Here is a 23,012-nt window from a genome sequence, read left to right on the forward strand (position 1 = left end):
TCCCCACGTCCCGGCGCGCCGCGGCGCTCCCGTCCCCCGGCCCCGAACCCGCACCGGGCGAGGCACGTCTGGCGACCTGGCGTCAGCTGCTCGACCTCGGCCGCGGCCAGGACGGCGAGCCGGACCTCGCCGGCACCGCCCGGCAACCGGTCGTCCGACTGTCGGCGGCAACGGCGCACGAGGTCCGCGCGGTCGACGGGAGCCTCGTCACCGTCGCCACCCCCGCCGGGGCGATCACGCTGCGCCTCGCCGTGACGGACATGCCGGATCGTGTGGTCTGGCTGCCGCAGAACTCCCCCGACAGCCGCGTCTACGAGAGCCTCGCGGCGCGTGCCGGGGACATCGTCTCCGTATCTGCCTGGGGGTACCCGTGATCGCCGCACCCGCCCTGCACCCCGCGCTCGGCGGCCACCCGCCGGCCGACCTGTCCGGCTTCGGCCGGGACCCGATCTGGCTGGTCGTGGTCAAGGCGATCGCGGTGTTCGCGTTCCTGGTGGCCACGGTGCTCGTCGCGATCCTCGCCGAGCGGAAGGTGATGGCACGCATGCAGGGTCGGCTCGGCCCCAACCGGGTCGGGCCGTTCGGGATGCTGCAGTCGCTCGCCGACGGCATCAAGCTCGCGCTGAAGGAGGGCATCACGCCGCTGGGCGTCGACAAGCCGGTGTTCCTGTTGGCGCCGATCATCGCGACCATCCCCGCATTCATGGCCTTCGCGGTGATCCCCTTCGGGCCGACGGTGTCGGTGTTCGGCACACGGACCCCGTTGCAGCTCACCGACTTCCCTGTGGCGGTGCTGTACGTGCTCGCGGTCACCAGCATCGGGGTGTACGGCATCGTGCTGGCCGGCTGGTCGTCCGGCTCCACGTACCCGCTGCTCGGCGGCCTGCGCTCCACCGCGCAGGTGATCAGCTACGAGGTGGCGATGGGACTGTCGTTCGCGGCGGTGTTCTTGTACGCCCGCACCATGTCCACATCGGGCATCGTCGCCGCGCAACACGGCACCTGGTACGTCTTCCTCCTGCTGCCGTCGTTCGCCGTGTACCTGGTGTCGATGGTCGGCGAGACCAACCGCGCACCGTTCGACCTTCCCGAGGCCGAAGGCGAGCTGGTGGGCGGGTTCCACACCGAATACTCGTCGCTGAAATTCGCGATGTTCATGCTCGCCGAGTACGTCAACATGACCACGGTGTCGGCCCTCGCGACCACGATGTTCCTCGGCGGGTGGAGCGCCCCCTGGCCGATCGTGATGTGGGCGGGCGCGAACCACGGCTGGTGGCCCGTGCTGTGGTTCGTCGGCAAGGTGTGGGTGTTCCTGTTCGGTTTCATCTGGCTGCGCACCACCCTGCCCCGACTGCGCTACGACCAGTTCATGCGCTTCGGCTGGCAGATACTCATCCCCACCGCCCTGGTGTGGATCCTCGTGGCCGGCATCGTCGAGACGCTCAACGCACGGGGAGTCGACACCACCTGGCTCGCCCCGATCGTGTCCCTGGTGTTCACGCTCGCGGTGTTCGCGGTGCTCGCCGCCCGGCACCGTCGGCAACAGGCCCCGGCGCCCGGACCCGACCCGGCCACGTTCTCGGTGCCGTTCGACCCGTTCGCGGGCGGCTTCCCGGTCCCGCCCCTGCCCGGACAGCACGTGCCGCTGACCTCCGAATCCCCCACCGCCGCAACCGCGTTACCGAAGGAGGCTTCCCATGGCTGACCCACTCGGTCTCGCCGGACTCGGCGTGACTTTCAAGACGATGTTCACCAAGCCCGTCACCGAGCAGTACCCGGAGGAGCGGACGCCGACCGCCGAGCGTTACCACGGGCGGCACCAGCTCAACCGCTATGCAGACGGCCTCGAGCGCTGCATCGGCTGCGAGCTGTGCGCGTGGGCGTGCCCCGCGGATGCCATCTACGTGGAGGGGGCCGACAACGGCGATGAGCCGGGCCAGCGGTTCTCGCCCGGCGAGCGGTACGGAAGTGTGTACCAGATCAACTACCTGCGGTGCATCGGCTGCGGGCTGTGCATCGAGGCCTGCCCCACGCGGGCACTCACCATGACAGGCGTCTACGAGCTCGCCGACACCGAGCGCGTCGACCTCATCTACGACAAGGACCGGCTGCTCGCACCACTGCCTGCGGGAGCAGAGGCGCCGCCCCACGCCATGCGGCCCGGAACCACGGCGGGTGACTACTACCGCGGCGAGGTCGACGAGTGAGCGCCGGCGCCCTCGCCGCCGGCTTCACCGGCGAGACCGCGGGAACCGGTGAGACGGTGACGTTCTGGGTGATCGCGGTGCTCGCCGTGATCTTCGCCCTAGGCGTGGTCGTCGCCCGCAGGGCGGTGTACTCGGCGCTGTGCCTCGCGGCCACGATGCTGCTGCTCGCGGTGGCCTACCTCGCAGAAGGCGCGACATTCCTGGGCGTCGTCCAGGTGGTCGTGTACACCGGCGCGGTGATGATGCTCTTCCTGTTCGTGGTCATGCTGGTGGGCACGCACGAGGAGGCCGGCCCCAGCGGGGTCGGCGGCACGCCGATCGAGGAGCCCGACGGTGCCGGCGTCCACCTGACCGGCCGTGGACTCGCGGGCGGTGCGCTGGGAATCGTGTTCGGGCTCATCCTGATCGGGCTGATCGGCCGGGCCACGGTGATCGGCCGACCGCACGGGCGAGACGTGGGCGCCGTGGAGGGACTCGCCGATCTCATCTTCGTTCGCTATGTGTGGGCGTTCGAGCTCACCGCGGCGCTGCTGATCACCGCCACCGTCGGCGCCCTGATCCTGGCGCACCACGAGCGCACCTCCCCCGCCCCGACCCAGCGCGAGATGTCCATCGCACGGTTCCGCGGCGGGCAGCGCGCGACCCCGCTGCCCAACCCGGGTGTGTACGCCCTGGGCAACGCGGTCGATCTGCCCGGCATGCTGCCGGACGGCACGCCGTCACCGGACTCCGTCAACCACACGCTCAGGTCCCGGTCCGTCACGGGCCGCGTGCCGACGGCAAACGGGTCGACGCCGGAACCCGCACCCAAGGAGCTGACGTGAACCCGGAGTACTACCTGTACCTGTCGGCCCTCCTCTTCGGTATCGGAGCCGCCGGTGTCCTGGTGCGCCGCAACGCGATCGTCGTGTTCATGTGCATCGAGCTGATGCTCAACGCCGCGAACCTCTCGCTGGTGACCTTCGGGCGGATCCGCGCCGATGCCGAGGGGCAGCTGCTCGCGTTCTTCACTATGGTCGTGGCCGCGGCGGAGGTGGTGGTGGGGCTCGCGATCATCGTCGCGATCTTCCGTGCGCGCCACAGCGTCTCGGTCGACGACGAGAACCTGATGAGGCGGTGACCGATGACCGCACTCGCGCTGCTGCCGCTGATCCCTCTGGCCGGAGCGGCCGTCCTACTGCTCGCCGGGCGGCGTTCCGACCGGTGGGGGCACTGGCTGGGCTGTCTCGCGGCGGCGGCATCGTTCGTGGTGGCCGCCGTCCTGTTCGCGCGGATGCTGTCACGGCCGGCGGCGGACCGTCCCGTCACCGTCACCCTGTACCGATGGTTCGCCGGTAGCACCATCCACGTCGACATGGCGCTGCGACTGGATCAGCTGTCGATGTGCTTCGCGCTCTTGATCACCGGCGTCGGGACCTTGATCCACATCTACTCGATCGGGTACATGAGCCACGACCCGGGCCGCCGCCGGTTCTTCGGGTTCCTCAACCTGTTCCTGGGCGCCATGCTGATCCTGGTGCTGGCCGCGAACCTGGTGGTGCTCTACCTCGGTTGGGAGGGCGTGGGTCTCGCGTCGTACCTGTTGATCGGCTTCTGGCAGCACAAGCCTTCAGCGGCGACGGCGGCGAAGAAGGCGTTCGTGGTCAACCGGGTCGGCGACATGGGGCTCGCGATCGCGGTGGCACTGGTGGTCAAGACCTTCCACGACACCACATTCGCATCGTTCCTCCCTCGGGTCGGCGGGGGGTCGGGGTCGACGATGACGTGGCTCGGCCTGCTGCTCCTGCTGGGCGCGTGCGCGAAATCCGCTCAGGTGCCGCTCCAGTCGTGGCTGGGTGACGCGATGGAGGGCCCGACCCCCGTATCTGCGCTGATCCACGCCGCCACGATGGTCACCGCCGGTGTCTACCTGATCGTCCGGTGCGGCCCGGTGTTCGAGGCCGCACCGGTGGCCCGGGGCTTCGTGATCGCGGTCGGCACGGTGACTCTGCTGTTCGGTGCCGTCATCGGCTGCGCGAAGGACGACATCAAGAAGGCGCTCGCCGCGTCCACGATGAGCCAGATCGGCTATATGGTGCTGGCCGCCGGACTCGGCCCGGTGGGCTACGCGCTGGCGATCGCACACCTGTTGGCGCACGGCTGTTTCAAGGCCGGCCTGTTCCTGGGAGCGGGGTCGGTGATGCACGGCATGAACGACCAAGTGGACATGCGCCGATACGGCGGCCTGCGCAAGGTCATGCCGATCACGGCCGTCACCTTCGGGCTGGGCTACCTCGCGATCATCGGCGTGCCACCGTTCTCCGGCTTCTATACGAAGGACGGCATCATCGAGGCGGCCGTCGACCAGCCGGGCGCGACGGGGCCGGTGGTGGGCGCGGTCGCGGTGCTCGGCGCCGGCATCACCGCCTTCTACATGACCCGGGTGATGGCGATGACCTTCTTCGGAGACCCGCGGTGGAGCACGTCCGGGGAGGATGCCGTGCACCCGCACGAGTCACCCGGATCGATGACCGCCCCGATGATCGTGCTGGCCCTCGGCAGCATCGGCGCCGGCGCGGCGCTGGTGTGGGGCGGGCGGCTTCGCGACTTCCTCGCCCCCGCGGTGCAGCCTGGCGCGGAACCGGCTGAGCAGCACCTGATCCCAGCAGGTGCACTCACGGCCATCGTGCTCGTCGTGGTGGCGATCGGCATCGCGGCCGCGGTATGGGCGACGCGCTCCGTTCCCGCCACAGCACCGGCCACCGTCGGGCCCCTGACCAGGGCCGCCCGCCGCGACCTGTACGGCGACGCGTTCAACGAGACGGTGTTCGAGCGACCGGGACAGGCACTGACGCGGGTGCTCGCGGTGCTGGATCGGGAGGTGATCGGTGGCGTCGTCGCCGGCGTGCCGACCGCGGTGCACGCGGCGTCGGAGGGATTGCGGCGCTGGCAGACCGGGTACGTCCGCGGCTACGCGCTGACGATGCTGTGCGGCGCGGTCATCCTCGCCGGTGCTGTCGCAGTGGGGATCTCATGAGCGGGCCGTGGCTGACCCTGCTGTGGGCCCTGCCCGCCGTCGGTGCGGTGGTGGCTGCAGCGGTGCCGACGGTGGCCCGGTGGATCGGGCTGCTGTTCTCCGTCGGATCGCTGGCGATCGGGATCGCGCTGGCCTGCGCATTCGAGCCCCACCACGGCTACCAGTTCATCGAATCCCACAGGTGGATACCGGCGTTCGGTGCGGGATACACCCTGGGTCTGGACGGCACCGGTCTGGTGCTGGCGCTGCTGACGGCGGTGCTGGTGCCCGTCCTCCTGCTGGCCGGGTGGCGGGACGCAGGCGGCGAGAAGCGGGGCTCCGGCCGCCGCGCCGGCGCCTACGTCGCGCTGACGCTGGCAGTGGAGGCGGGCGTCCTGCTGTCGTTCGTCACCACCGACGTGCTGCTGTTCTACCTGGTGTTCGAGGGCATGCTGATCCCGCTGTACTTCCTGATCGGAGGCTACGGCGGCACCGGCTCGACAGAGGGCGAACGGTCGCGGGCGGCAGTGCGTTTCCTGCTGTACAACCTGGCGGGCGGCCTGGTCATGCTGGCCGCGGTGGTCGGGCTGTACACCGTCACCGCTCGCACACCGGGGCTGGGCGGCACCTTCGATCTCCGGGCGATCGCGCCCGTGGCCGCACACGGCGGCCTGGCCGGCGGGCAGCTGGCGCAGAACCTGATGTTCCTGGGCTTCATGTTCGCGTTCGCGGTGAAAGCGCCGCTGTGGCCGCTGCATTCGTGGTTGCCCGATGCGGCGGTCCAGTCGACCCCTGCGACGGCTGTCCTGATGATGGCGCTGGTCGATAAGGTCGGCACGTTCGGCATGCTGCGGTATTGCCTGACGCTGTTCCCCGATGCGTCGGCCCGTTACGGTCCGTGGGTGTGTGCGCTCGCCGTGATCGGCATCGTCTACGGCGCGGTGATGGCGATCGCACAGAGCGACATCATGGCACTCATCGCGTACACGTCGATCTCGCACTTCGGGTTCATCATCCTGGGCGTGTTCGCGCGGACGGGCGACTCTCAGGCGGGATCTGTGCTGTACATGGTGAATCACGGTGTGGCGACGGCCGCGCTGTTCCTCACCGCCGGGGTTCTGGTGGCGCGTCGCGGCAGTCGCCGGATCGCGGACTTCGGTGGCGTCTGGTCGGTGGCGCCCCGATTGGGGGCGGCGTTCCTCGTCGCCGGACTGGCGACGCTGTCGCTGCCCGGGCTGGGCCCGTTCGTGTCCGAGCTGATGGTGGTCGTGGGCACGTTCCAGCGGTACCCGGTCGCCGCGGTGATCGCCGTGTCCGCGCTCGTGCTGTCCGCGCTGTACGTGCTGTGGGCCTACCAACGGATGTTCACCGGGCAACCGCCGGCCACTGTGACCGGCACCGTCGCCGACGCGGGCCCACGCCAGCTGGTGTTCCTCGCCCCGCTGCTCGCCGGGGTGCTGGTCCTGGGCCTGTACCCGGGCCCGGTGCTCGACGCAGTGAATCCCTCCGTGGCCGCCACCTCCTCCGAAACCCCTGCCTCGCATACTATCTGGAGTGCAACGGCCAGCGCGTCAGGAGTGCATCGGTGACCCCGTCGATCGAGTACGCACAGCTGTCGCCGATGCTGATCGTGTTCGGCGCCGGCGTCGTCGGCATTCTGGTCGAGGCCTTCGCGCCACGAAGGGTGCGGCTCACCGCGCACGCCGTCCTGTCGTTCGCCGCCGTCATCGCGGCGCTGGTGGCGCTGGTCGTGGTCTCGCACCACACCGGAGCGCACACCGCGGTCGCCGGCTCGGTCGCCGTCGACGGTCTGGCAGCCGCCGTCGAGGGCGTGCTGCTGGTCTCGGCGCTGCCGGCGCTCGCGCTGATGGTGCGCCGCGACGCCGGCCTCACCCACACGGAGACGGTGCCACTCACGCTGTTCGCGCTAGGCGGGATGATGGCGTTCACGTCTGCAGAGGACCTGCTGACACTGTTCGTAGCGCTCGAGGTGTTCTCGCTACCGCTCTACCTGATGTGCGCGGTGGCCGTGCGACGCAAGGACCTCTCCCGCGAGGCTGCACTGAAGTACTTTCTGCTGGGCGCCTTCTCGTCGGCGATCCTGCTGTTCGGCGTGGCGCTACGGTTCGGGGCGACCGGTTCCACCGCGCTGACCGCGCCGTCGACCGACCACCTGCTCGGCGGCGGCGGCCTCGCCCTGATCGGGGTCGGGCTGCTGTTCAAGGTGGGCGCCGTGCCGTTCCACTCGTGGGTGCCCGACGTGTACCAGGGCGCCCCGACGCCCGTCACCGCGTTCATGGCGTCGGCCACCAAGACGGCCGCGTTCGGAGCACTGCTGCGCGTGACTCTCGTCGCCGCCACGGACGTGCGATCGGACTGGCGGCCGGTGATCGCCGTCGTCGCGGTACTGACGCTGGCCGTCGGCTCGATCGCGGCCGTCACCCAGTCGGATGTCAAACGGTTGCTGGCGTATTCGGCGATCGCCCACACGGGTTTCCTGCTGATCGCCGTGTTCGCCGGCAGCTCGCGCGGCGTGGGAGCGACGTGCTTCTACCTCGCGGCGTACTCACTCAGCACCATCGGCGCGTTCGCCGTGGCGTCGGTCGTGCGCGATCACACCGGTGAGGTCGGCGACCTCGCCCGCTGGGCGGGCCTCGGCCGGCGTCGGCCGCTGTTGGCCGGCGCGATGTCGCTGTTCCTCCTCGCATTCGCCGGAATCCCGCTCACGAGTGGATTCGTGGCGAAGTTCGGGGTGTTCGCCGCCGCAGCGCAGCAGGGCGGGGTGTGGCTGGTCGTGATCGGCGTCCTCGCGAGCGCGGTGGCCGCGGTCTTCTACATCCGGGTGATCGTCACGATGTACTTCGCCCAGCCCCCCGAGTTCGAGCCCGATGCGGTCGGTATCGGGTGGTGGGCGGGATCCGCGATCGCGATCGGCGCGGTTTCCGTTGTCGCACTGGGCATCTTCCCGCAGCCCCTGATCGATCTGTTCACCGGCCTGTCGATGGTCGGCCGCTGATCGAATTCCGATCTGCAACGTTCTGCCTGGTTGCCCAGCCGAAACCCGGCCGGAGCCGTATGTTGAAGCCGTCTGTCGAGAGCGAAGGAATTCCAATGACCGAATCGACCGTCAACCGACACCGCGTCGTCGTCATCGGCTCCGGGTTCGGCGGCCTCACCGCGGTCCAGAGCCTTAAGCACGCCGACGTCGATATCACCATGGTCGCCCGGACCACGACACATCTGTTCCAGCCGCTCCTTTATCAGGTGGCGACCGGCATCCTGTCGGAGGGCGAGATCGCGCCCACCACTCGCTTGGTGCTCCGCAAGCAGCAGAACGTCGAAGTGCTGCTGGGCGACGTCGTGGCGATCGACCTGAAGAACGGGACCGTCACCTCGAAGCTGATGACGATGAACACCGTCATCCCGTTCGACAGCTTGATCGTCGCCGCGGGCGCCCAGCAGTCCTACTTCGGCAACGATCACTTCGCCACGTTCGCGCCGGGTATGAAGACGATCGACGATGCGCTCGAGCTGCGCGGCCGCATCCTCGGTGCGTTCGAGGCCGCGGAGGTCACGAAGGATCCCGCCGAACGTGACCGCCGGCTGACCTTCGTCGTCATCGGTGCCGGACCCACCGGTGTCGAGCTCGCCGGGCAGATCGCGGAACTCGCCGAGCGCACGCTGGCCGGGGCGTTCCGCACGATCGAGCCGTCGGATTGCCGCGTGATCCTCATGGACGCGGCGCCGGCGGTGCTGCCGCCGATGGGCCCGAAGCTGGGGTTGAAGGCGCAGCGTCGGCTGGAGTCGATGGGCGTCGAGGTGCAACTCAACGCCATGGTCACGAATGTCGATTACCAGGGCATCACCATCAAGGCGAAGGACGGCACCGAGAGGCGCATCGAGTGCGCCTGCAAGGTGTGGTCTGCAGGTGTGCAGGCGAGCCCACTGGGCAAGATGATCGCCGAGCAGACCGATGGGACCGAAACCGACCGCGCCGGACGGGTCGTCGTCGAGCCGGACCTCACGGTGAAGGGCCACCCCAACGTGTTCGTCGTCGGCGACCTCATGGCGGTGCCCGGGGTGCCGGGGATGGCGCAGGGCGCGATCCAGGGCGCCAAGTATGCGACGGGGCTGATCAAGAAATCGTTGAAGGGCCAGGACGACCCGGGCACCCGCAGCCCGTTCAAATACTTCGACAAGGGCAGCATGGCGACGGTGTCGCGGTTCGACGCCGTGGCGAAGGTCGGCAAGATCGAGATGAGTGGGTTCCTCGCGTGGCTGGCGTGGCTGTTCCTGCACCTCGTGTACCTCGTCGGGTACAAGAACCGGCTCAGCACGGTCCTCGCCTGGCTGATCACCTTCACGGGCCGCAGCCGCGGGCAGATGGCGATCACCAGCCAGATGATCTACGCCCGACTGGCGATGGATCGCGTCCAGGCACAGCAGAGCGAGGCGCTCCAGCCCGCCGCCGAGGCGGATCAACCGAGGTCGTCCGACAGCGCCGGCGCCTAGCACGCGAACATCACGTCGCCGACGAGTCGTCAGTCTCAATACGGATGGGTTGCCACGACCTTGATGAGCAGTTCGGACAATGCATCCGAGGACTGGGGGTTCTGGCCGGTGTACAGGTTCCGGTCGACCACGACGTGGGGGCGTAGTGGCAGGAGCCCCTTCGAGTAGTCGACCCCCGTCTCCTTCAGCTTGTCCTCGAGCAGCCAGGGGGCCTTCCGCGCGAATCTGTTGAGCAGCTCCTCGCGGTTGGACAGGCCGGTCATCTTGTAGCCGGCGAACGGGGAGCTGCCATCGGGGTTCTTCGCGGCGAGGATCGCCGCGGGCGCGTGGCAGAGCAGAGCCAGGGGTCGGCCGGAGGCGAGGCGCTTGGTCAGCAACGCGCCGGACACGGCGTCGTACGCGAGGTCCTCCATCGGTCCGTGTCCGCCGGGGTAGAAGACGACGTCGTAGTCGTCGGAGTCGACGGTGTCGAGCGCGACCGGGTGGGCGAGCCGATCGGAGATGCTGTCGAGATAGCGTTCGACGTCCTTGCGCTTCCACGGTGTGCCGCCCGAGATTCCGAGACTGAGCCGGTCGAGGGTCGGGGGCTTGCCGCCGGGGGTGGCGATGGTGATGTCCCACCCGGCGTCGGTGAAGTTCCGGTGAGGAACGGCCACCTCCTCTGCCCAGTAGCCGGAGGGATGCACGGTGCCGTCGTCGAGGGTCCAGCGGTCGGCGGCCGTGACGACGAATAGAACGCGGGTCATGGGTTTCTCCTTCGGGTACGCGAACGGGCTGGGCGGTGCGGGCGCATCGCCCGAATGTACATGGCGCTAACATGGGTGTGCGGTGATTCGCGGTCGACGCCTCCCGCTGCACCCCCGCTACGGCTTCACTGCTCGACAGCTTTAGGATTATTGATATGTCATCCGATGTTCCCTATCACCACGGTGACTTGCCGACGGCGCTGGTGAACGCGGCGATGGAACTGCTGGAGGAGAACGGCGGCGCCGATCTCTCGCTCCGAGCGGTAGCGCGGCGCGCGGGGGTCTCGACCGCCGCGCCCTATCGTCACTTCCCGGATCGAAACGCACTGCTGTCGGCCGTCGCCGCGGTCGGATACACCGAACTGGCGAAGGATCTGGCTGCGGCGTGCGCGGACCCGATGACTGCGGACGATCTGGCGACGATCGCCGTGGCATACGTCCGGTTCGCGCTGACGCGCCCCGGCCTGTTCCGGGTGATGTTCGCCGAGGGGTGCGATACGGAGAGTCCCGATCGCGTCGCCGCGGTCGCCGCCATCCACCAATACCTCGACTACATCGTCAAACGGGCGGTTCCAGGTGCAGACCCGGAGCCGATGGCAACGGCGACCTGGGCCCTCGTCCACGGACTCGCATTCCTACATCTCGACGGGAAACTCGACAGTTCCGCCGACTCGGTCGTGGACGGTACCGTCCGCGGTGCGGTTCGCGCGGTCCTCGCCAGCAGGGCTGCCGGTTCCTGAGGGCCGCACACTCGTCATCGCAGGTCGCAGATCACGACCGGGATGTCGCGTGTCGTGCGCTTCTGGTAGTCGGCGTAGCCGTGGTAGGCCGACACGATCCGGGGCCACAGCGTCGACTTCTCCTCCGGCGTCGCGGTCCGGGCGTGGACCTGCCGGCGCTTCCCGTCGATCACGATCTCGGCGGCGGGATGCGCCTGGAGATTGCGGTACCAGTCCGGGTGGCGGTCGTCGCCGCCCTTGGAGGCGACGAGGATCACCGTGCTCTCGTCGTGGATCGGGGTGGTGAGGTAGCACGACCGCGGCAGCCCGGACTTGCGGCCGGTGGTGTGCAGTTCGACCACCGGCATGCCGAACGGCTTCGACAGGAGCCTGTTCCCGGAGGCGGCCAGAACGAGGCGGTGCGCCGAGTTCATCGCCTTGGCGCCGTAGTCGCGGATGGGTCTCATGCGGATTCGCTCCTTGCGTGGGTGGCGGTCGTGGGTCGGATCCGAACGGTCTCGGCGCCGGCGGGCCGGGTTGCGAGCCACTTCGAGTAGCGCCGCAGCGCACGCCGCTGGACGAGCTGATCGGCGATGAGCGCACGGGCGGGACCGACGGAGACGGCGGGACGCCTACCACGGGCCAACCGGCGCATCTGGTATCGCACCATACCCATTCCCGCCAACGACGCCAGGGGCTTGTCCTGCCAGGTGACGGGCGCGAGCGAGGCGTCCGCCTCGGCACCGGCGCGCCAGCGGTTCGGCAGGTCGGGGGTCCCCGCGAGCGCGGTGCCGATGCCGACCAGCGCCACATCGTTCGACAGGACCGTCTCGGCGGTCTCCCGGCGGGTGACCCCGCCGGTGAGCATGAGGGGGATGGAGCTGGTCCGCGCCAGGTCGGCGGCCAGCTCGAGGAAGTACGCCTCGCGGGCGGCGGTGCGACCGTCGGCGGGGCGCCCGGACATGGCGGGGCTCTCGTAGCTGCCGCCGGAGAGCTCGACGACGTCGACACCGAGCGGGGCGAGCATGTCGATCACCCGCCGGGCGTCGTCGGCGTCGAATCCGCCGCGTTGGAAGTCGGCGGAGTTGAGCTTGACCGCGACGGCGAACGTCGGAGAGACCTGCGTGCGGACCTCCCGCACGATGTCCAGCAGCAGCCGTGCCCGGTTCTCCAGCGAACCGCCCCAGTCGTCGGTGCGGGTGTTCACCAGAGGCGAGAGGAACTGTGACAGCAGGTAGCCGTGGGCGGCGTGGATCTCGACGCCGTCGAACCCCGCCTGCTCGGCGCGTCTGGCCGTGGTCGCGAACCGCGTGACCGTGTCGGCGATCTGCGCGGGCGTCATCGCGGTCGGGCGTCCGAAGTTCTTGGAGTGCCTGCCCACGTCGACGGCCTTGTCGGACGGGCCCCAGGTCACTCCGGGCATCGTGGCCTGGACCTGCCGACCGGGGTGGCTGATCTGCATCCACATCGCGGCGCCGCCGGCCTTGCCCGCCTCGGCCCACGCGGTGAAGCGTTCCAGCGGTGAGTTCGCGTCGAGGACCACCCCGCCGGGGCCGGTGAGCGCCTCCGCGTGCACCATCACGTTCCCGGTGATCAACATCCCCGTCCCGCCCGAGCCCCACCGGCGGTACAGCGCGATGAGCCCGTCGGTCGGCAACTGCCCCTGCGCCGCCATCCCCTCCTCCATCGCGGCCTTGGCGACCCGGTTGGGCAGGACCTGCCCACAGCGGAGGGTGATCGGCGCGAACAAATCTGCGGTTGTAGACATCTCGATCGGGCCTTTCGATTCTGCGTCGGTGATGACGGTCTGTGGACACCTCGCGAAGTAAGCACCGCTTACACTATAGCGATATGTAAGCGTCGTCAACACATAGGGGATTCCATCATGCCGACCACGCCGTACCACCGCGGCGACCTGCCCGACGCGCTGATCCGCGCCGCCATCGAGCTCTTGGACACCGGCGACGGCGGGACGAGCCTGTCACTGCGCGCGGCGGCCCGGCGCGCGGGCGTGTCGCCCGCGGCGCCGTACCGCCACTTCTCCGATCGCACCGCCCTGGTGTCCGCGGTCGCGACCATCGGGTATCGACAGCTGATCGCGGCCCCGACCGATGCACATCCCACCCCGCGGACGCTCGACGACCTCGCCGCGATCGCGGTGACGTACGTGCAGTTCGCGGTCGCCCGGCCCGGGCTGTTCCGCGCCATGTTCGCCGAGCCGTGCGACCCGGACGACCCTGCACGCCAGGCTGCGGCCGACGAGATCGAGCTGTACCTGAAGACGCTCGTCCGGCGCCTCGTTCCCGCTCCCGATCCCGAGGCGGCGGCGGTCGCGGTGTGGGCCCTGGTGCACGGCCTGGCCTTCCTGCATCTCGACGGCACGTTCGCCGGCAGCACGACGGCGGACATGTCGGCCCGCGTCGGTCGCGTCGTCCGCGTTGCGCTGGGCCCGCACCTGACGCTTGGTGGAAGGAATACGCCTCAGTGTGTTGTCAGTGCTAACACATCGACCTACGCTCCATGCAAGCAGTGCACACATCGATCCGCTTCTCAAGGAGTGCGGTCGACCTCCACGGCTGCGGCCGCCGACCCGGGAATGGCGCCTACCGATGCAAGGGCGCTACTATACCGTTCGATATAGTCAGCTATCAGCGCCACATTCGAACGACATCGGGAGTGCAGATGACGAAACCGTCCGCAGAAGACACGACGCCCGAGGGGGCGGACGGTGCCCGAGCGCACGTCCGGGACCTGTCGACACTGTCGGGCGTGGAGCTTCTGCGCCTGATGGCTGCAGACCCCGGGACCGGCCGCAACATCGGGCACCTGCTGGGCATGCGGATCGATCGAGTCGACGTCGGCGAGGTGGAGTTCAGCCTCACGACGCGGCAGGATTTCGGAAACCCGCTGGGCAGCGTCCACGGCGGTGTGTGCGCGACCCTGCTGGACTCGGTGATGGGGTGTGCCGTGCACTCCACGCTGGAGGCCGGAATCGGTTACGGCACTCTGGAGTTGAAGGTGAACTACATCCGGACCGTGCCGGTCGACGGCGTGCTCCTGGTGGCGACCGGCCGGACCATCCACGTGGGTCGCACCACCGCGACAGCGGAGGGGCAAGTGAAGGACGGCGACGGCCGGCTGGTCGCCCACGGCACCACCACGTGCCTGATCTATCGGTGATGCAGCCCGCGGTTCCGTCGGTGCTCCGGCCGCGCTACGACACGCCCGGGCGGGACTGCGCCTCGACGAGGATCCGCAGCTGCCCGGCGACCCGGTCGAGCGGCGCGGTCGTCCCGGAGGCCGAGCACATCACCACGGCGCCCTCGATGGCCGCGATGGCGGTGCTCGCCAACGCGGTAGCTACATCCTCCGTGACACCGGCGGCCCCGATACGGCCGGCCAGGATCCGCTCCCACTCGCCGAACGCGAGCCCCGCCGCTGCCGCAGCGGCGGGCGCCTCGGAGCGGCCGAGCGCAGCCGCTACTACAGGGCAACCGGCCTCGAAACCGTTGGCCGTCAACGTCCGTCGCCACCATTCGATGAGCGCATCGAGCACCTCGACCGGAGCGGCCCCGACCGGGACGGCGTCGATCAGCGCGGAGATCGCGGCGCCGGCCACGCGCGCCGCCTCGGTGACCAACTCGGACTTGCCGCCGGGAAAGTTGAGATAGATCGTCCGTCGCGAGCGTCCACTGCGGTCGGTGAGCTCGGACAGCCCGGTGCCCGCGACGCCGTGCCGTCGAATCAGGTCGATCGCGGCCTTGACCAGGTCGTCCCGCGCCGTCATCACCGACCTCCTCTCGATCCAGGCTTACCCGCCGGTCCACCGTATCGAACAGGTCGCTGCCGGCGGTCGCGACGGCCCGCACCCATTGGACGGCCGGCAGCCGTCTCATTGTCACTATACCGTTCGATATACTATTCTCGAGCCGGTATCTCGAACGGGGTGCCTGGATCACCGGTAGGACATATCGAGAGGGCCACCCACGATGACAGAGTTGACCGACCCGCTTCCCCTCGCATGTGGGCAGATCCTGCCCAACCGGCTGATGAAGTCCGCGTTGAGCGAGGGCCTCGCCGACCGGTCGAGCGCACCCGACGAACGCCTGGGCCGTCTGTACCGGCGCTGGGGATCGGGCGGCTACGGCCTGGTCGTGACGGGGAATGTGATGGTCGATCGAGGCCACCTCGGTGAGGTGGGGAACGTCGTGGTGGAGGACGATCGCGACCTCGACGCCCTGACACTCTGGGCCAAGGCGACGCAGGACGGCGGGGCACCGATCTGGATGCAGCTCAATCACCCCGGCCGCCAGGCCAATCCGCTGGTGACCGGCAAACATCCGGTGGCCCCGTCGCCGGTCGGGCTGTCCGTACCGGGCCTCGCCGTCCCCCGGGAGCTGACCGAGGCCGAGATCCTCGACATCGTCGACCGGTTCGCCACGGCGGCCCGGGTCGCCGAGACCGCCGGGTTCGACGGCGTCCAGATCCACGGCGCGCACGGCTACCTGGTCTCTCAGTTCCTCTCCCCGCGCACGAATCAGCGCACCGACGGATGGGGCGGTGATCCCGAGCGGCGGATGCGCTTCCTGCTGGAGGTGATCCACCGGATCCGGATATCCGTCAGCCCCGGCTTCGCAGTCGGCGTGAAGCTGAACTCGGCGGACTTCCAACGCGGCGGGTTCACCGAGGAGGAGTCACGAGCAGTGGTCGAACGGCTTGCGACGCAGCAGATCGACCTGATCGAGATCAGCGGTGGCAGCTACGAGTCACCGGCGATGATGGGCCGGCCGACGGCGTCGGAGCGGACCCGCACCCGCGAGGCATACTTCCTCGACTACGCGCAGGCGGTGCGTGCTACGGCCGGACATGTCCCACTCGCCGTCACCGGAGGCTTCCGGTCGGCGCCCGCGATGCGGGAGGCTGTCGGGTCCGGAGCATGCGATGTCGTCGGCATCGGGCGGCCCGCGGCGGTCGTGCCAGGGGCCGCGGCCGACCTCCTGGCCGCGCGCGCCGAGCGGCTCGACTCGCCTCAGATCTCGTTGAACCTGCCTCGGCGAGCAGCGCGGATCGCCGCCGTCAAGGCGCTCGACGGTGCCCTCGACCTGCAGTGGCACACCGACCAGCTGCAGCGGATGGGGGCGGGATCCGAACCTGACCCGTCCCGCTCGCCGTGGCTGACCGCGGCGTCGACGGTGCGCCATCACGGCGTCGACGCATTCCGAAACCCCAAGCGGGGCATCGACACGGCCGCGGCAGGCGGCCGGGGACTCCGCAAGTTCCGGTTCGAGCGGGCGGTGGGACGGTACCTCGCGAATCCGGCGGTCCGAGCCCTCGGCCGCGCCGGTGTCCGAACGTCGATCGCCACCGAGCTCGAGACGACGGGGCGCCGGACAGGCGAGGCCAGGCGGGTTCCCGTCGCGGCCTCGTTCGACCCGACGGGCGCATGGCTGATCTGCCAGCACGGGATGCGCTCCGGTTGGGGCCTGAACATCGCCGCCGACCCCGTCGTCCGGATCCGACAGGGAGACCGCTGGCGCCGCGGCCTTGCACGGCTGCATCCCGACGACGACGTGACCGCCCGGGCACGCACCTTCGCTCCCGTCCCCTTCCTCGGTTGCCTGAGCGTCGCCGCCTTCCGCACCCTGCAGAGCACACCGATCTCGGTGCGCGTGACCTTCACCGACGAGGAGTGACTGTGAGTACCGTCGACCGATCCCCCGACGCCGTCGAGACCACCCGCCCCAGCTCGTACGACGCCATCATCGTCGGGTCGGGACTCGGCGGACTGACGTCCGCCGCGTACCTCGCCGCGGCGGGTCGACGAGTCCTGCTGCTCGAGCGTTACGACGTCCTGGGTGGCAGTTCCCATGTCTTCCGTCGACACCGCAAGTGGGAGTTCGACGTCGGTGTGCACTACATCGGTGACTGCGGCGATGACGGCCTGGTTCCGTCGATCATGCGCGGTGTCGGCCTGGACGATCGGATCGAGTGGCTTCCATTGGAGGAGAAGGCCGTCGACACCGTTCTCGCACCGGGATTCGCCCTGGACTTCCCGCACGGGTGGGACGAGTTCATCGCGAACCAACTCGCGGCCTTCCCCAACGAGCAGGGAGCGATCCGCCGATACCTCTCGGTCCTGCGGCGCATCGGCGAGGCCGTGGACGTCAGCGAGACCCTCGGGTCGCGCTCCGGCATGGTGAAACTGGTGCGACGGACCGGCCTCGCGGCCGGCGCGCTGATGATGCCGGTCGCCGCGTTCCAGCTCGCGTGCGGACTGAGCCCCGAGGCGATGATGGTCAACTCCGTGCATCTGGGCGCGGTCGCGACCACGCCCGACGTCGCCCCCCCCTGTTGCTGTCCGCGGTCCTGATGGACCACTTCGTGGGACGCGGCGGATGGTTCCCGAAGGGCGGCGGCCAGGTGCTCGCCGCCGGCTTCGCCGAGGTGATCCAGAAGCACGATGGACAGATCCGCAGCCGTGTCGAGGTTTCGCGCATCGCTCTCGAAGGCGGTCGCGTGGCAGGTGTCGTGCTGTCGACCGGGGAGACCATCGCGGCTCCGGTCGTGATCTCCAACATCGATATCAAGAAGACCTACCGGGACCTCATCGGTAAGGAGAATCTGCCGCGCGCAACGCGATTGCAGGTCGCCACATGGCGCATGGCGCCGCCGGTGATCAACGCCTTCTTCGGAATCGACCACGACGTGTCGAACGCGCCGAACAGCAATCACTTCGTCATCCCCAACTGGGATCGCGCCAGAAACCTCCACGCGTTGGCGACGATGAAGTCCGACCTCCTGGTGGGCCGCCGCCGCTCGGTCCACGACTGGGTCAGCGACTACGCGGCGAACATCCCCGCGTACGTGCAGACCTCGACCAGGCGTGATCCGAGTCACGGTGCCAGCGCGCCGCAGGGTTCCGCGGCCTTCGAGGCGCAGACGATGGCGCCGTCGAATCCGCGCCTGTGGGGCCTGGATCCGGAGGAGATCGCCGACGGGCGCTACCGGCGTAACCCTCGCTACCAGGAGATCAAGGAGAAGGTCACGGACGCCATGCTCGCGCGGATCGAGGTCGCCTATCCCGGCGCGTCGGCGAAGGTGGAATGGGCGGAGCTCGCGACGCCCATGACGCAGAGCCGGTACACCGACAGCACGGCCGGAAACGCGATGGGACTCGAGCCCAGAATCGGACAGTACGGGTTCGGTCGACCGCGGAGCGCGACAGTCGTCCCCGGGCTGTTCGTCGCCGGGACGTCCACCGCGTGGGGGCCGGGCACCCAGGGGGCGATGGTGAGCGGGGTGAAGGCCGCAGGCGCAGTCCTGCAGCGCGACCTCGTCCGCGATATCCGGGCCGGCCGGGTGATGGTCGACCGCTCGAGGCTCGCGCCGTGGAACGCCGGTTTCGATCCCCTCGAGGCGACCCGCATGGTGGGGCGAGACCGCAGTCGGAGCAGGTGACCGGAGAGGCCCCGAAGCCGGCACACGGTCACGGCTCGACGGTGCTCGCGCGCAGTCGCGGAGCGAGATTGGCGCGGGAGAGGTCGCCGTCGTAATGCGATGCGACCTGAGGATCGATCACCTTGCGCCACAGCCACGGGACCATCGCGGCGAGGATCATCGTCGCGTAGCCGAACGGCAGCTGGGGCGACTCGTCGAAGGTGCGGAGGGTCTGATACCGACGGCCCGGATTCGCGTGGTGGTCGCTGTGCCGTTGCACGTGGAAGAGCAGGATGTTCGTCGCTATCCGGTCGCTGTTCCAGCTGTCTCGCGGCGTGACCCTGCGATAGCGGCCGTCGGGGCGCCGCTCTCGCAGCAGCCCGTAGTGCTCCACATAGTTCACCGACTCGAGCAGGAACACCCCGATAGCCGCCTGCAGGAGCAGGAATGGCAGTACACCCGCCCCGAAGACCACGGCCGCCGCGGCGAACACGACCGCCGACATGGCCCAACTCTGCAGCAGGTCGTTCCGGATGGACCACCACCGCAGACCTCGCCGCGCCAGTCGTGCCCGCTCGAGCCGAAGTGCCGACCGGAAGCCACCGGTCACCGATCGCAGCACGAAGGCGTAGAGCGACTCACCCATCCGAGCGCTCGCCGGATCGTCCGGAGTGGCCACGCGGACGTGGTGGCCGCGATTGTGCTCGACGTAGAAATGCCCGTAAAGGGACTGGGAGAGAGTGATCTTCGCCAGCCAGCGTTCGATCCCCTCGTGCCGGTGACCGAGTTCGTGCGCGACGTTGATCCCCATCCCCGCTACGACGCCCACACTCAATGCCAGCCCCGCCTTGTCCGCGAGGTCCAGCTGTGACCCGTCTCGCCACAACACGCACGCGACCAGCAGCGCCGCGAACTGGATCGGGAGGAACAGCCACGTGCACCATCTGTAGAACCGCACGCAGTTGAGCACCTCGAAATCTGCTGCGCTGGGATTGCTCCCGTCGTCTCCGAGCCACCAGTCGATGAGCGGGACGATGACGAACACCACGATCGGACCGGACCACCAGAACAACGGCGCATCCGTCCAGTACACGAGCTGCGAGGGCACCAGAGCACTGATCGGGGTCACCAGACTCAGGACCCACAGCCACCGCTTCGCCCTGCCCGGATCTCGTCCCGGCCGCTCGACACGATCACGGCGGGTGCGACCCCTTCTGTTAATCGGGAGCCCCACAGTGAGGCACCTCGCCCGCGATGCCGCGCTTGTCCAACTGTCCGCCTCCTTAGATGAGTACGGGAAACATCTAAACCATGGCAATGCACCCAAGGCAAGTGTGAATTTATTATAGCAACCAAGGTGTCGTTTCGCGCAACACGCCCGCGAATCCACGGAATCTGCCGGCGACCAGCCGGAGTCGCGGCGGTGGGACGCGGCGACCCGGACCCGGACACACGGCCCCGCTGGCTGCAATCGCACATAAGCCAACCCTAATCCATGTATCTATGCAGGGTACCTTCCTAGCAATCGTGTCGCGCACCGATGCCGCGACCGGGCGGCAGGCAGCGCCGCGTCGCGCGGGCTGATCCGCCGGCTCACAGTCAGTACCGCCAGAACGCGCGATCATCCCCCGCCCCACGGGGACGATCGCGCACTCTGCCAGGCTTCCCACGGCACGCGCGGGAGCCGGACAACGACGTCAGTCCCGCACCCGGAGAGCGGCGACCACCTGGTCGATCACATCCTCCGGAGCCTGATCGAGCGCATGCCATCCGAACCGGAGCATCGACCAGCCCCAGATCGTGAGACGGTTCTGCTCACGTGCATCCGCAGCCGCTCTGTCCGCTGTGCGGTGAAAGGCCCAGCCGTCCGCCTCCACCGCGAGTTGCGCAGCGGGGAACGCGAAGTCGATGCGGTGGACGCCGAGCGGGAACTGCTGACACCAGCCCTCGATGCGGTGCGTGCGCAGCAGCCCTCGATGCGGTGCGTGCTCAGCAGCCGGGCGAAGCGCCGTTCCGCCTCGGACTCCGGGTCTCCACTTGCGGCCGCGAGCAGGCGGCGGGCTTCCGCGATGCCGCGGCGCCCGGAGTTGCGGTCGAGCGCCCGCTCCAGCGTCTGGACGGTGACGATGCCCTGCTGCAGGCCGCGGTCCATGATCCGACTGCCGGCGATCACAGAGGCGTCCAGCACACTGCGTCGGTCAGCGGATGCGCGGTCGACAGGTATACGCCTGGTGCCAGCGTCTGCCACAACTTCGCCGCCACACGACGATCGATCGCCGACGATTTCATGCCGATCGCTAACGCGGCACGGCGGGTGATCACACCGTCGTTCTCACCGAGGAGACGCGCCAGGCGTCCTTCCGAAGCGAAGTCCCCCACACCTGTTCAGATGCACCGACCCGGCGAACGGTTCCGGATCCGGATCCGTGAGTCGAGCACACGCGGAGTTCCCCAGTCGGACCACGGCGACCTCGATCACGGCGAGACCGAGCCCAGCCCGGGGACGCGGCGACCAGACCCGAGCCCCCGGCCGCGACACGGCCCGCACGACCCGAAGCGAGCGGGCCTACGGCTCGACGTCGACCGAGTACGCCGCAGCCTTGTCGCGCACCGAGAGCACGTACGACATCGAGTTGTTGTACACCATCACAGCCTTCTCCCATCCCGCCGCCGTGGTCAGATCACCGCCGGAATAGCAGAGGTACCGGGCCGCCGTCAGAGACGCGTCGTCGATGTTGTCGGGATCCGGTTTGTTGTCGCCGTCGGCGTCGACGCCGAACCTGGCCCACGTCTCGGGGATGAACTGGAACGGGCCCATCGCCACGTCGTACTTGGCGTTGGGATTGTGTGGGTCGGTGCCGGACGACTCGATCTTCTGGTTGCCGTTCGTACCGTCCAGCGGCACGCCTCGAATCGGCGGCGACACGTCGCCGTTCTTCGCGATCCGCGCCCCGTGGTAGGTGCCGTGCTTGCTCTCGACATACCCGATCCCAGCCAGGGTCGTCCAGGCGATCCCGCAGCCGGGGTCACGCTGCCGCATCGCCTCCGCGGCATTGCCATACGCCTCGAGCGCGAGCAGCGGGATCCCGGTGGACTCGCTGATCGGGGTGGCCCACCCCTTCAGCTGGTCGGCGGTGCGTCCGGGTCCGTTGACGTCGATGTACGGCACGGGCGCCCCCGGCCCGGGCGGTATGCCCTGCGGGATCACGACCTTCGGGCCGAACATGCTGCACCCGGCCGTCGAGGCGGCCACCACGGCCACGACACCGACGAGCGCCGCGCCCCGGCGACGCAGGGCGCGGGATGGATGAGGAGTCACTTCTTCTTCGAGCTCTTCTTCTTCGATCGGCTGTCGTCTTCGGCGTCATCGGGAACCGCCACGCGATCCTCGGCGCCGTCGGACACGTCCACCGGCTCGCCGGCAGGGACACCGTCACCGGCCACCCCGGCCCACGCCGCAGGCCACGACTCTACCTTCCCGGACCGCAACAACACCTCCGCGGCCCGGACGCGGTCCATGAACCGCAGCACCACGGTGCGGTAGCTCACCTCGGGGTACGCATGCTCGTCCGTGGGGTCGACGGTGACGGTGCGCACCTCGCCGGGGATCAGGTCCGCCGGGAAACCGGCGCCGCGCAGCCGCTCGAACACCTTCTGTGCCAGCGCCAGAGCGGGCTGCGCCGCGGCGATCCCGTCGAGGCACGAGGCACCGTCGTCGCCCCGCTCCGCCGCCTTCTGCAGTTCCCAGTTGCGCGCCTGGGTATCGATGTCGACGGTGACCCCGCCGCCCAGGTGCGGCGTGCGCCGCCGGATCTTCTCCGTCAGCGTGCGCGCGACGTCGTCGATGCCGAACGGCGCGGTCGCGTCGTCCTGCGCGATCCGAGCGTGGAACACCACCTGCAGCAGCAGGTCCCCGAGCTCGCTGCGCAGCTCCGCTCGCGCGGCCTGGGCACGGCTCGCCGCCGCGGCAACTGTTCCGTTCGAGTCTGCCGCGGGGTCGTCCACCGCCGACACCGCGTCGACCAACTCGTACGTCTCCTCCACCAGGAACCGGACCAGGCTGGCGTGCGTCTGCCGCGACTCCCAGGGTCCCTCTGTGCGCAGCCGATCGATCAGGGTGACGGTGTCGAGCACGGCCAGCCCGGCGGGTGCGGGCGCGGAGACCAGTTCGTGGCCGGCCCGGAGCATCGCAGCCACGTCTGGCTGCTCGACGTTGGAGGTGATCACGACGACGTCGCGCTGGTCGGGCATCGTCAGCAGCGGCACGGCGCCGGGGAGGTGCCAGGCGAGCCGGACCGGCAGTTCCTCGGTGTAGTACACCGGCCCGCCGAGGTGGGGCAGCGCCTCCACCGGCAGCAGAGTCGGCAGGGCCGGGTTGACGCGGATCACCGTCATC

Annotated in this window: 23 protein-coding genes and 1 pseudogene; 15 read left to right on the forward strand and 9 right to left on the reverse strand. The window is 69.2% G+C overall.

Translation table 11 applies throughout. The annotated features are described in order from the left end of the window. The 9 genes from ABD908_RS15655 to ABD908_RS15695 form a co-directional block, all read left to right on the forward strand. Positions 1 to 374, forward strand: a 374-nt coding sequence (locus ABD908_RS15655; protein WP_344997551.1) for a molybdopterin dinucleotide binding domain-containing protein, incomplete at its 5' end; no start/stop codon positions are given. Then, positions 371 to 1,705, forward strand: coding sequence for an NADH-quinone oxidoreductase subunit NuoH (gene nuoH / locus ABD908_RS15660; RefSeq protein ID WP_344997553.1), 1,335 nt, complete (start codon positions 371 to 373; stop codon positions 1,703 to 1,705). The genes ABD908_RS15655 and nuoH, both read left to right, overlap by 4 nt. Beyond that, entirely contained in the window at positions 1,698 to 2,207 is a 510-nt protein-coding gene (gene nuoI, locus ABD908_RS15665; RefSeq protein WP_344997555.1) for an NADH-quinone oxidoreductase subunit NuoI, read from the forward strand. The genes nuoH and nuoI overlap by 8 nt, the downstream gene beginning before the upstream one ends. Continuing rightward, positions 2,204 to 3,031 (forward strand): NADH-quinone oxidoreductase subunit J, encoded by an 828-nt coding sequence (locus tag ABD908_RS15670; RefSeq protein WP_344997557.1) that lies wholly within the window; start codon positions 2,204 to 2,206, stop codon positions 3,029 to 3,031. The genes nuoI and ABD908_RS15670 overlap by 4 nt, the downstream gene beginning before the upstream one ends. Continuing rightward, positions 3,028 to 3,327 (forward strand): NADH-quinone oxidoreductase subunit NuoK, encoded by a 300-nt coding sequence (gene nuoK / locus ABD908_RS15675; RefSeq protein ID WP_344997559.1) that lies wholly within the window; start codon positions 3,028 to 3,030, stop codon positions 3,325 to 3,327. The genes ABD908_RS15670 and nuoK overlap by 4 nt, the downstream gene beginning before the upstream one ends. A gap of 3 nt (positions 3,328 to 3,330) precedes the next feature. Then, entirely contained in the window at positions 3,331 to 5,223 is a 1,893-nt protein-coding gene (gene nuoL / locus ABD908_RS15680) for an NADH-quinone oxidoreductase subunit L (protein ID WP_344997561.1), read from the forward strand. Further along, positions 5,220 to 6,791, forward strand: coding sequence for an NADH-quinone oxidoreductase subunit M (locus ABD908_RS15685; protein ID WP_344997562.1), 1,572 nt, complete (start codon positions 5,220 to 5,222; stop codon positions 6,789 to 6,791). Before nuoL ends, ABD908_RS15685 begins: the two co-directional genes overlap by 4 nt. Before the next feature lie 32 nt (positions 6,792 to 6,823). Further along, positions 6,824 to 8,218, forward strand: a complete 1,395-nt coding sequence (nuoN, locus tag ABD908_RS15690; protein ID WP_344997598.1) for an NADH-quinone oxidoreductase subunit NuoN — start codon at positions 6,824 to 6,826, stop codon at positions 8,216 to 8,218. A gap of 95 nt (positions 8,219 to 8,313) precedes the next feature. Then, complete coding sequence (locus ABD908_RS15695; RefSeq protein ID WP_344997564.1) at positions 8,314 to 9,714, forward strand: NAD(P)/FAD-dependent oxidoreductase; 1,401 nt, start codon at positions 8,314 to 8,316, stop codon at positions 9,712 to 9,714. A gap of 35 nt (positions 9,715 to 9,749) precedes the next feature. Here ABD908_RS15695 and ABD908_RS15700 read toward each other — a convergent pair whose 3' ends face one another. Next, on the reverse strand, positions 9,750 to 10,460 hold the full coding sequence (locus ABD908_RS15700; protein WP_344997566.1) for a type 1 glutamine amidotransferase domain-containing protein: 711 nt from the start codon (positions 10,458 to 10,460) through the stop codon (positions 9,750 to 9,752). Between the two features lie 155 nt (positions 10,461 to 10,615). On the opposite strand from ABD908_RS15700, the gene ABD908_RS15705 reads away from it, so the two are divergent. After that, the gene (locus tag ABD908_RS15705; protein WP_344997568.1) at positions 10,616 to 11,200 is read left to right on the forward strand and encodes a TetR/AcrR family transcriptional regulator; all 585 of its coding nucleotides are present in this window, start codon (positions 10,616 to 10,618) and stop codon (positions 11,198 to 11,200) included. Between the two features lie 14 nt (positions 11,201 to 11,214). Here the strand turns inward: ABD908_RS15705 and ABD908_RS15710 are convergent, their stop codons facing one another. Together ABD908_RS15710 and ABD908_RS15715 are read right to left on the reverse strand one after the other, a co-directional pair. Further along, entirely contained in the window at positions 11,215 to 11,646 is a 432-nt protein-coding gene (locus ABD908_RS15710) for a nitroreductase family deazaflavin-dependent oxidoreductase (RefSeq protein WP_344997571.1), read from the reverse strand. Further along, positions 11,643 to 12,947: an NADH:flavin oxidoreductase/NADH oxidase family protein gene (locus ABD908_RS15715; RefSeq protein ID WP_344997573.1), complete on the reverse strand. Its 1,305-nt coding sequence runs from the start codon at positions 12,945 to 12,947 to the stop codon at positions 11,643 to 11,645. Before ABD908_RS15715 ends, ABD908_RS15710 begins: the two co-directional genes overlap by 4 nt. A gap of 117 nt (positions 12,948 to 13,064) precedes the next feature. Between ABD908_RS15715 and ABD908_RS15720 the strand changes: the two are divergent. After that, positions 13,065 to 13,628 (forward strand): annotated as a pseudogene (locus ABD908_RS15720) (TetR/AcrR family transcriptional regulator); the annotation flags it as partial. Positions 13,629 to 13,966: 338 nt separating this feature from the next. Then, on the forward strand, positions 13,967 to 14,359 hold the full coding sequence (locus ABD908_RS15725) for a PaaI family thioesterase (protein WP_344997599.1): 393 nt from the start codon (positions 13,967 to 13,969) through the stop codon (positions 14,357 to 14,359). Between the two features lie 34 nt (positions 14,360 to 14,393). Here ABD908_RS15725 and ABD908_RS15730 read toward each other — a convergent pair whose 3' ends face one another. Then, positions 14,394 to 14,966 (reverse strand): TetR/AcrR family transcriptional regulator, encoded by a 573-nt coding sequence (locus ABD908_RS15730; RefSeq protein WP_344997574.1) that lies wholly within the window; start codon positions 14,964 to 14,966, stop codon positions 14,394 to 14,396. 202 nt (positions 14,967 to 15,168) lie between these two features. Between ABD908_RS15730 and ABD908_RS15735 the strand changes: the two genes are divergently transcribed. From ABD908_RS15735 to ABD908_RS15745, 3 genes are read left to right on the forward strand one after another with little or no spacing between them, the layout of a single operon-like run. Further along, positions 15,169 to 16,872, forward strand: coding sequence for a nitroreductase/quinone reductase family protein (locus ABD908_RS15735; protein ID WP_344997576.1), 1,704 nt, complete (start codon positions 15,169 to 15,171; stop codon positions 16,870 to 16,872). Between the two features lie 2 nt (positions 16,873 to 16,874). After that, a complete protein-coding gene (locus ABD908_RS15740) occupies positions 16,875 to 17,549 on the forward strand; it encodes a phytoene desaturase family protein (protein WP_344997578.1) in 675 nt (224 codons plus the stop codon). A gap of 11 nt (positions 17,550 to 17,560) precedes the next feature. Then, a complete protein-coding gene (locus tag ABD908_RS15745; RefSeq protein WP_344997579.1) occupies positions 17,561 to 18,637 on the forward strand; it encodes a phytoene desaturase family protein in 1,077 nt (358 codons plus the stop codon). Positions 18,638 to 18,665: 28 nt separating this feature from the next. On the opposite strand, the gene ABD908_RS15750 is transcribed toward ABD908_RS15745, so the two are convergent. The 5 genes from ABD908_RS15750 to ABD908_RS15760 form a co-directional block, all read right to left on the reverse strand. Next, a complete protein-coding gene (locus ABD908_RS15750; protein ID WP_344997581.1) occupies positions 18,666 to 19,745 on the reverse strand; it encodes an alkane 1-monooxygenase in 1,080 nt (359 codons plus the stop codon). A 568-nt stretch (positions 19,746 to 20,313) separates the two neighbouring features. Next, the gene (locus tag ABD908_RS27660) at positions 20,314 to 20,586 is read right to left on the reverse strand and encodes an endonuclease domain-containing protein (RefSeq protein ID WP_425584386.1); all 273 of its coding nucleotides are present in this window, start codon (positions 20,584 to 20,586) and stop codon (positions 20,314 to 20,316) included. A 199-nt stretch (positions 20,587 to 20,785) separates the two neighbouring features. Further along, the gene (locus ABD908_RS27665) at positions 20,786 to 20,995 is read right to left on the reverse strand and encodes a type IV toxin-antitoxin system AbiEi family antitoxin domain-containing protein (protein WP_385923577.1); all 210 of its coding nucleotides are present in this window, start codon (positions 20,993 to 20,995) and stop codon (positions 20,786 to 20,788) included. A gap of 187 nt (positions 20,996 to 21,182) precedes the next feature. Beyond that, on the reverse strand, positions 21,183 to 21,935 hold the full coding sequence (locus tag ABD908_RS15755; protein ID WP_385923575.1) for a lytic transglycosylase domain-containing protein: 753 nt from the start codon (positions 21,933 to 21,935) through the stop codon (positions 21,183 to 21,185). Then, positions 21,932 to 23,011: a nucleoside triphosphate pyrophosphohydrolase gene (locus tag ABD908_RS15760; RefSeq protein ID WP_344997583.1), complete on the reverse strand. Its 1,080-nt coding sequence runs from the start codon at positions 23,009 to 23,011 to the stop codon at positions 21,932 to 21,934. The genes ABD908_RS15755 and ABD908_RS15760 overlap by 4 nt, the downstream gene beginning before the upstream one ends. Position 23,012: the final 1 nt, after the last annotated feature.

Origin of the sequence: Tsukamurella soli, assembly GCF_039541155.1 — a bacterium.
GTDB classification, from domain to species: domain Bacteria; phylum Actinomycetota; class Actinomycetes; order Mycobacteriales; family Mycobacteriaceae; genus Tsukamurella; species Tsukamurella soli.

What these genes read in the sequence shown, in the direction of transcription:
- ABD908_RS15700 (WP_344997566.1), bottom strand. Translation starts at nt 10,460, where the DNA reads ATGACCCGCGTTCTATTCGTCGTCACGGCCGCCGACCGCTGGACCCTC.
- ABD908_RS15710 (WP_344997571.1), bottom strand. Translation starts at nt 11,646, where the DNA reads ATGAGACCCATCCGCGACTACGGCGCCAAGGCGATGAACTCGGCGCAC.
- ABD908_RS15685 (WP_344997562.1), top strand. Translation starts at nt 5,220, where the DNA reads ATGAGCGGGCCGTGGCTGACCCTGCTGTGGGCCCTGCCCGCCGTCGGT.
- ABD908_RS15705 (WP_344997568.1), top strand. Translation starts at nt 10,616, where the DNA reads ATGTCATCCGATGTTCCCTATCACCACGGTGACTTGCCGACGGCGCTG.
- nuoI (WP_344997555.1), top strand. Translation starts at nt 1,698, where the DNA reads ATGGCTGACCCACTCGGTCTCGCCGGACTCGGCGTGACTTTCAAGACG.
- ABD908_RS15715 (WP_344997573.1), bottom strand. Translation starts at nt 12,947, where the DNA reads ATGTCTACAACCGCAGATTTGTTCGCGCCGATCACCCTCCGCTGTGGG.
- nuoN (WP_344997598.1), top strand. Translation starts at nt 6,824, where the DNA reads ATGCTGATCGTGTTCGGCGCCGGCGTCGTCGGCATTCTGGTCGAGGCC.
- ABD908_RS15760 (WP_344997583.1), bottom strand. Translation starts at nt 23,011, where the DNA reads ATGACGGTGATCCGCGTCAACCCGGCCCTGCCGACTCTGCTGCCGGTG.
- ABD908_RS15695 (WP_344997564.1), top strand. Translation starts at nt 8,314, where the DNA reads ATGACCGAATCGACCGTCAACCGACACCGCGTCGTCGTCATCGGCTCC.
- ABD908_RS15725 (WP_344997599.1), top strand. Translation starts at nt 13,967, where the DNA reads ATGGCTGCAGACCCCGGGACCGGCCGCAACATCGGGCACCTGCTGGGC.
- ABD908_RS15735 (WP_344997576.1), top strand. Translation starts at nt 15,169, where the DNA reads ATGACAGAGTTGACCGACCCGCTTCCCCTCGCATGTGGGCAGATCCTG.
- ABD908_RS15730 (WP_344997574.1), bottom strand. Translation starts at nt 14,966, where the DNA reads ATGACGGCGCGGGACGACCTGGTCAAGGCCGCGATCGACCTGATTCGA.
- nuoL (WP_344997561.1), top strand. Translation starts at nt 3,331, where the DNA reads ATGACCGCACTCGCGCTGCTGCCGCTGATCCCTCTGGCCGGAGCGGCC.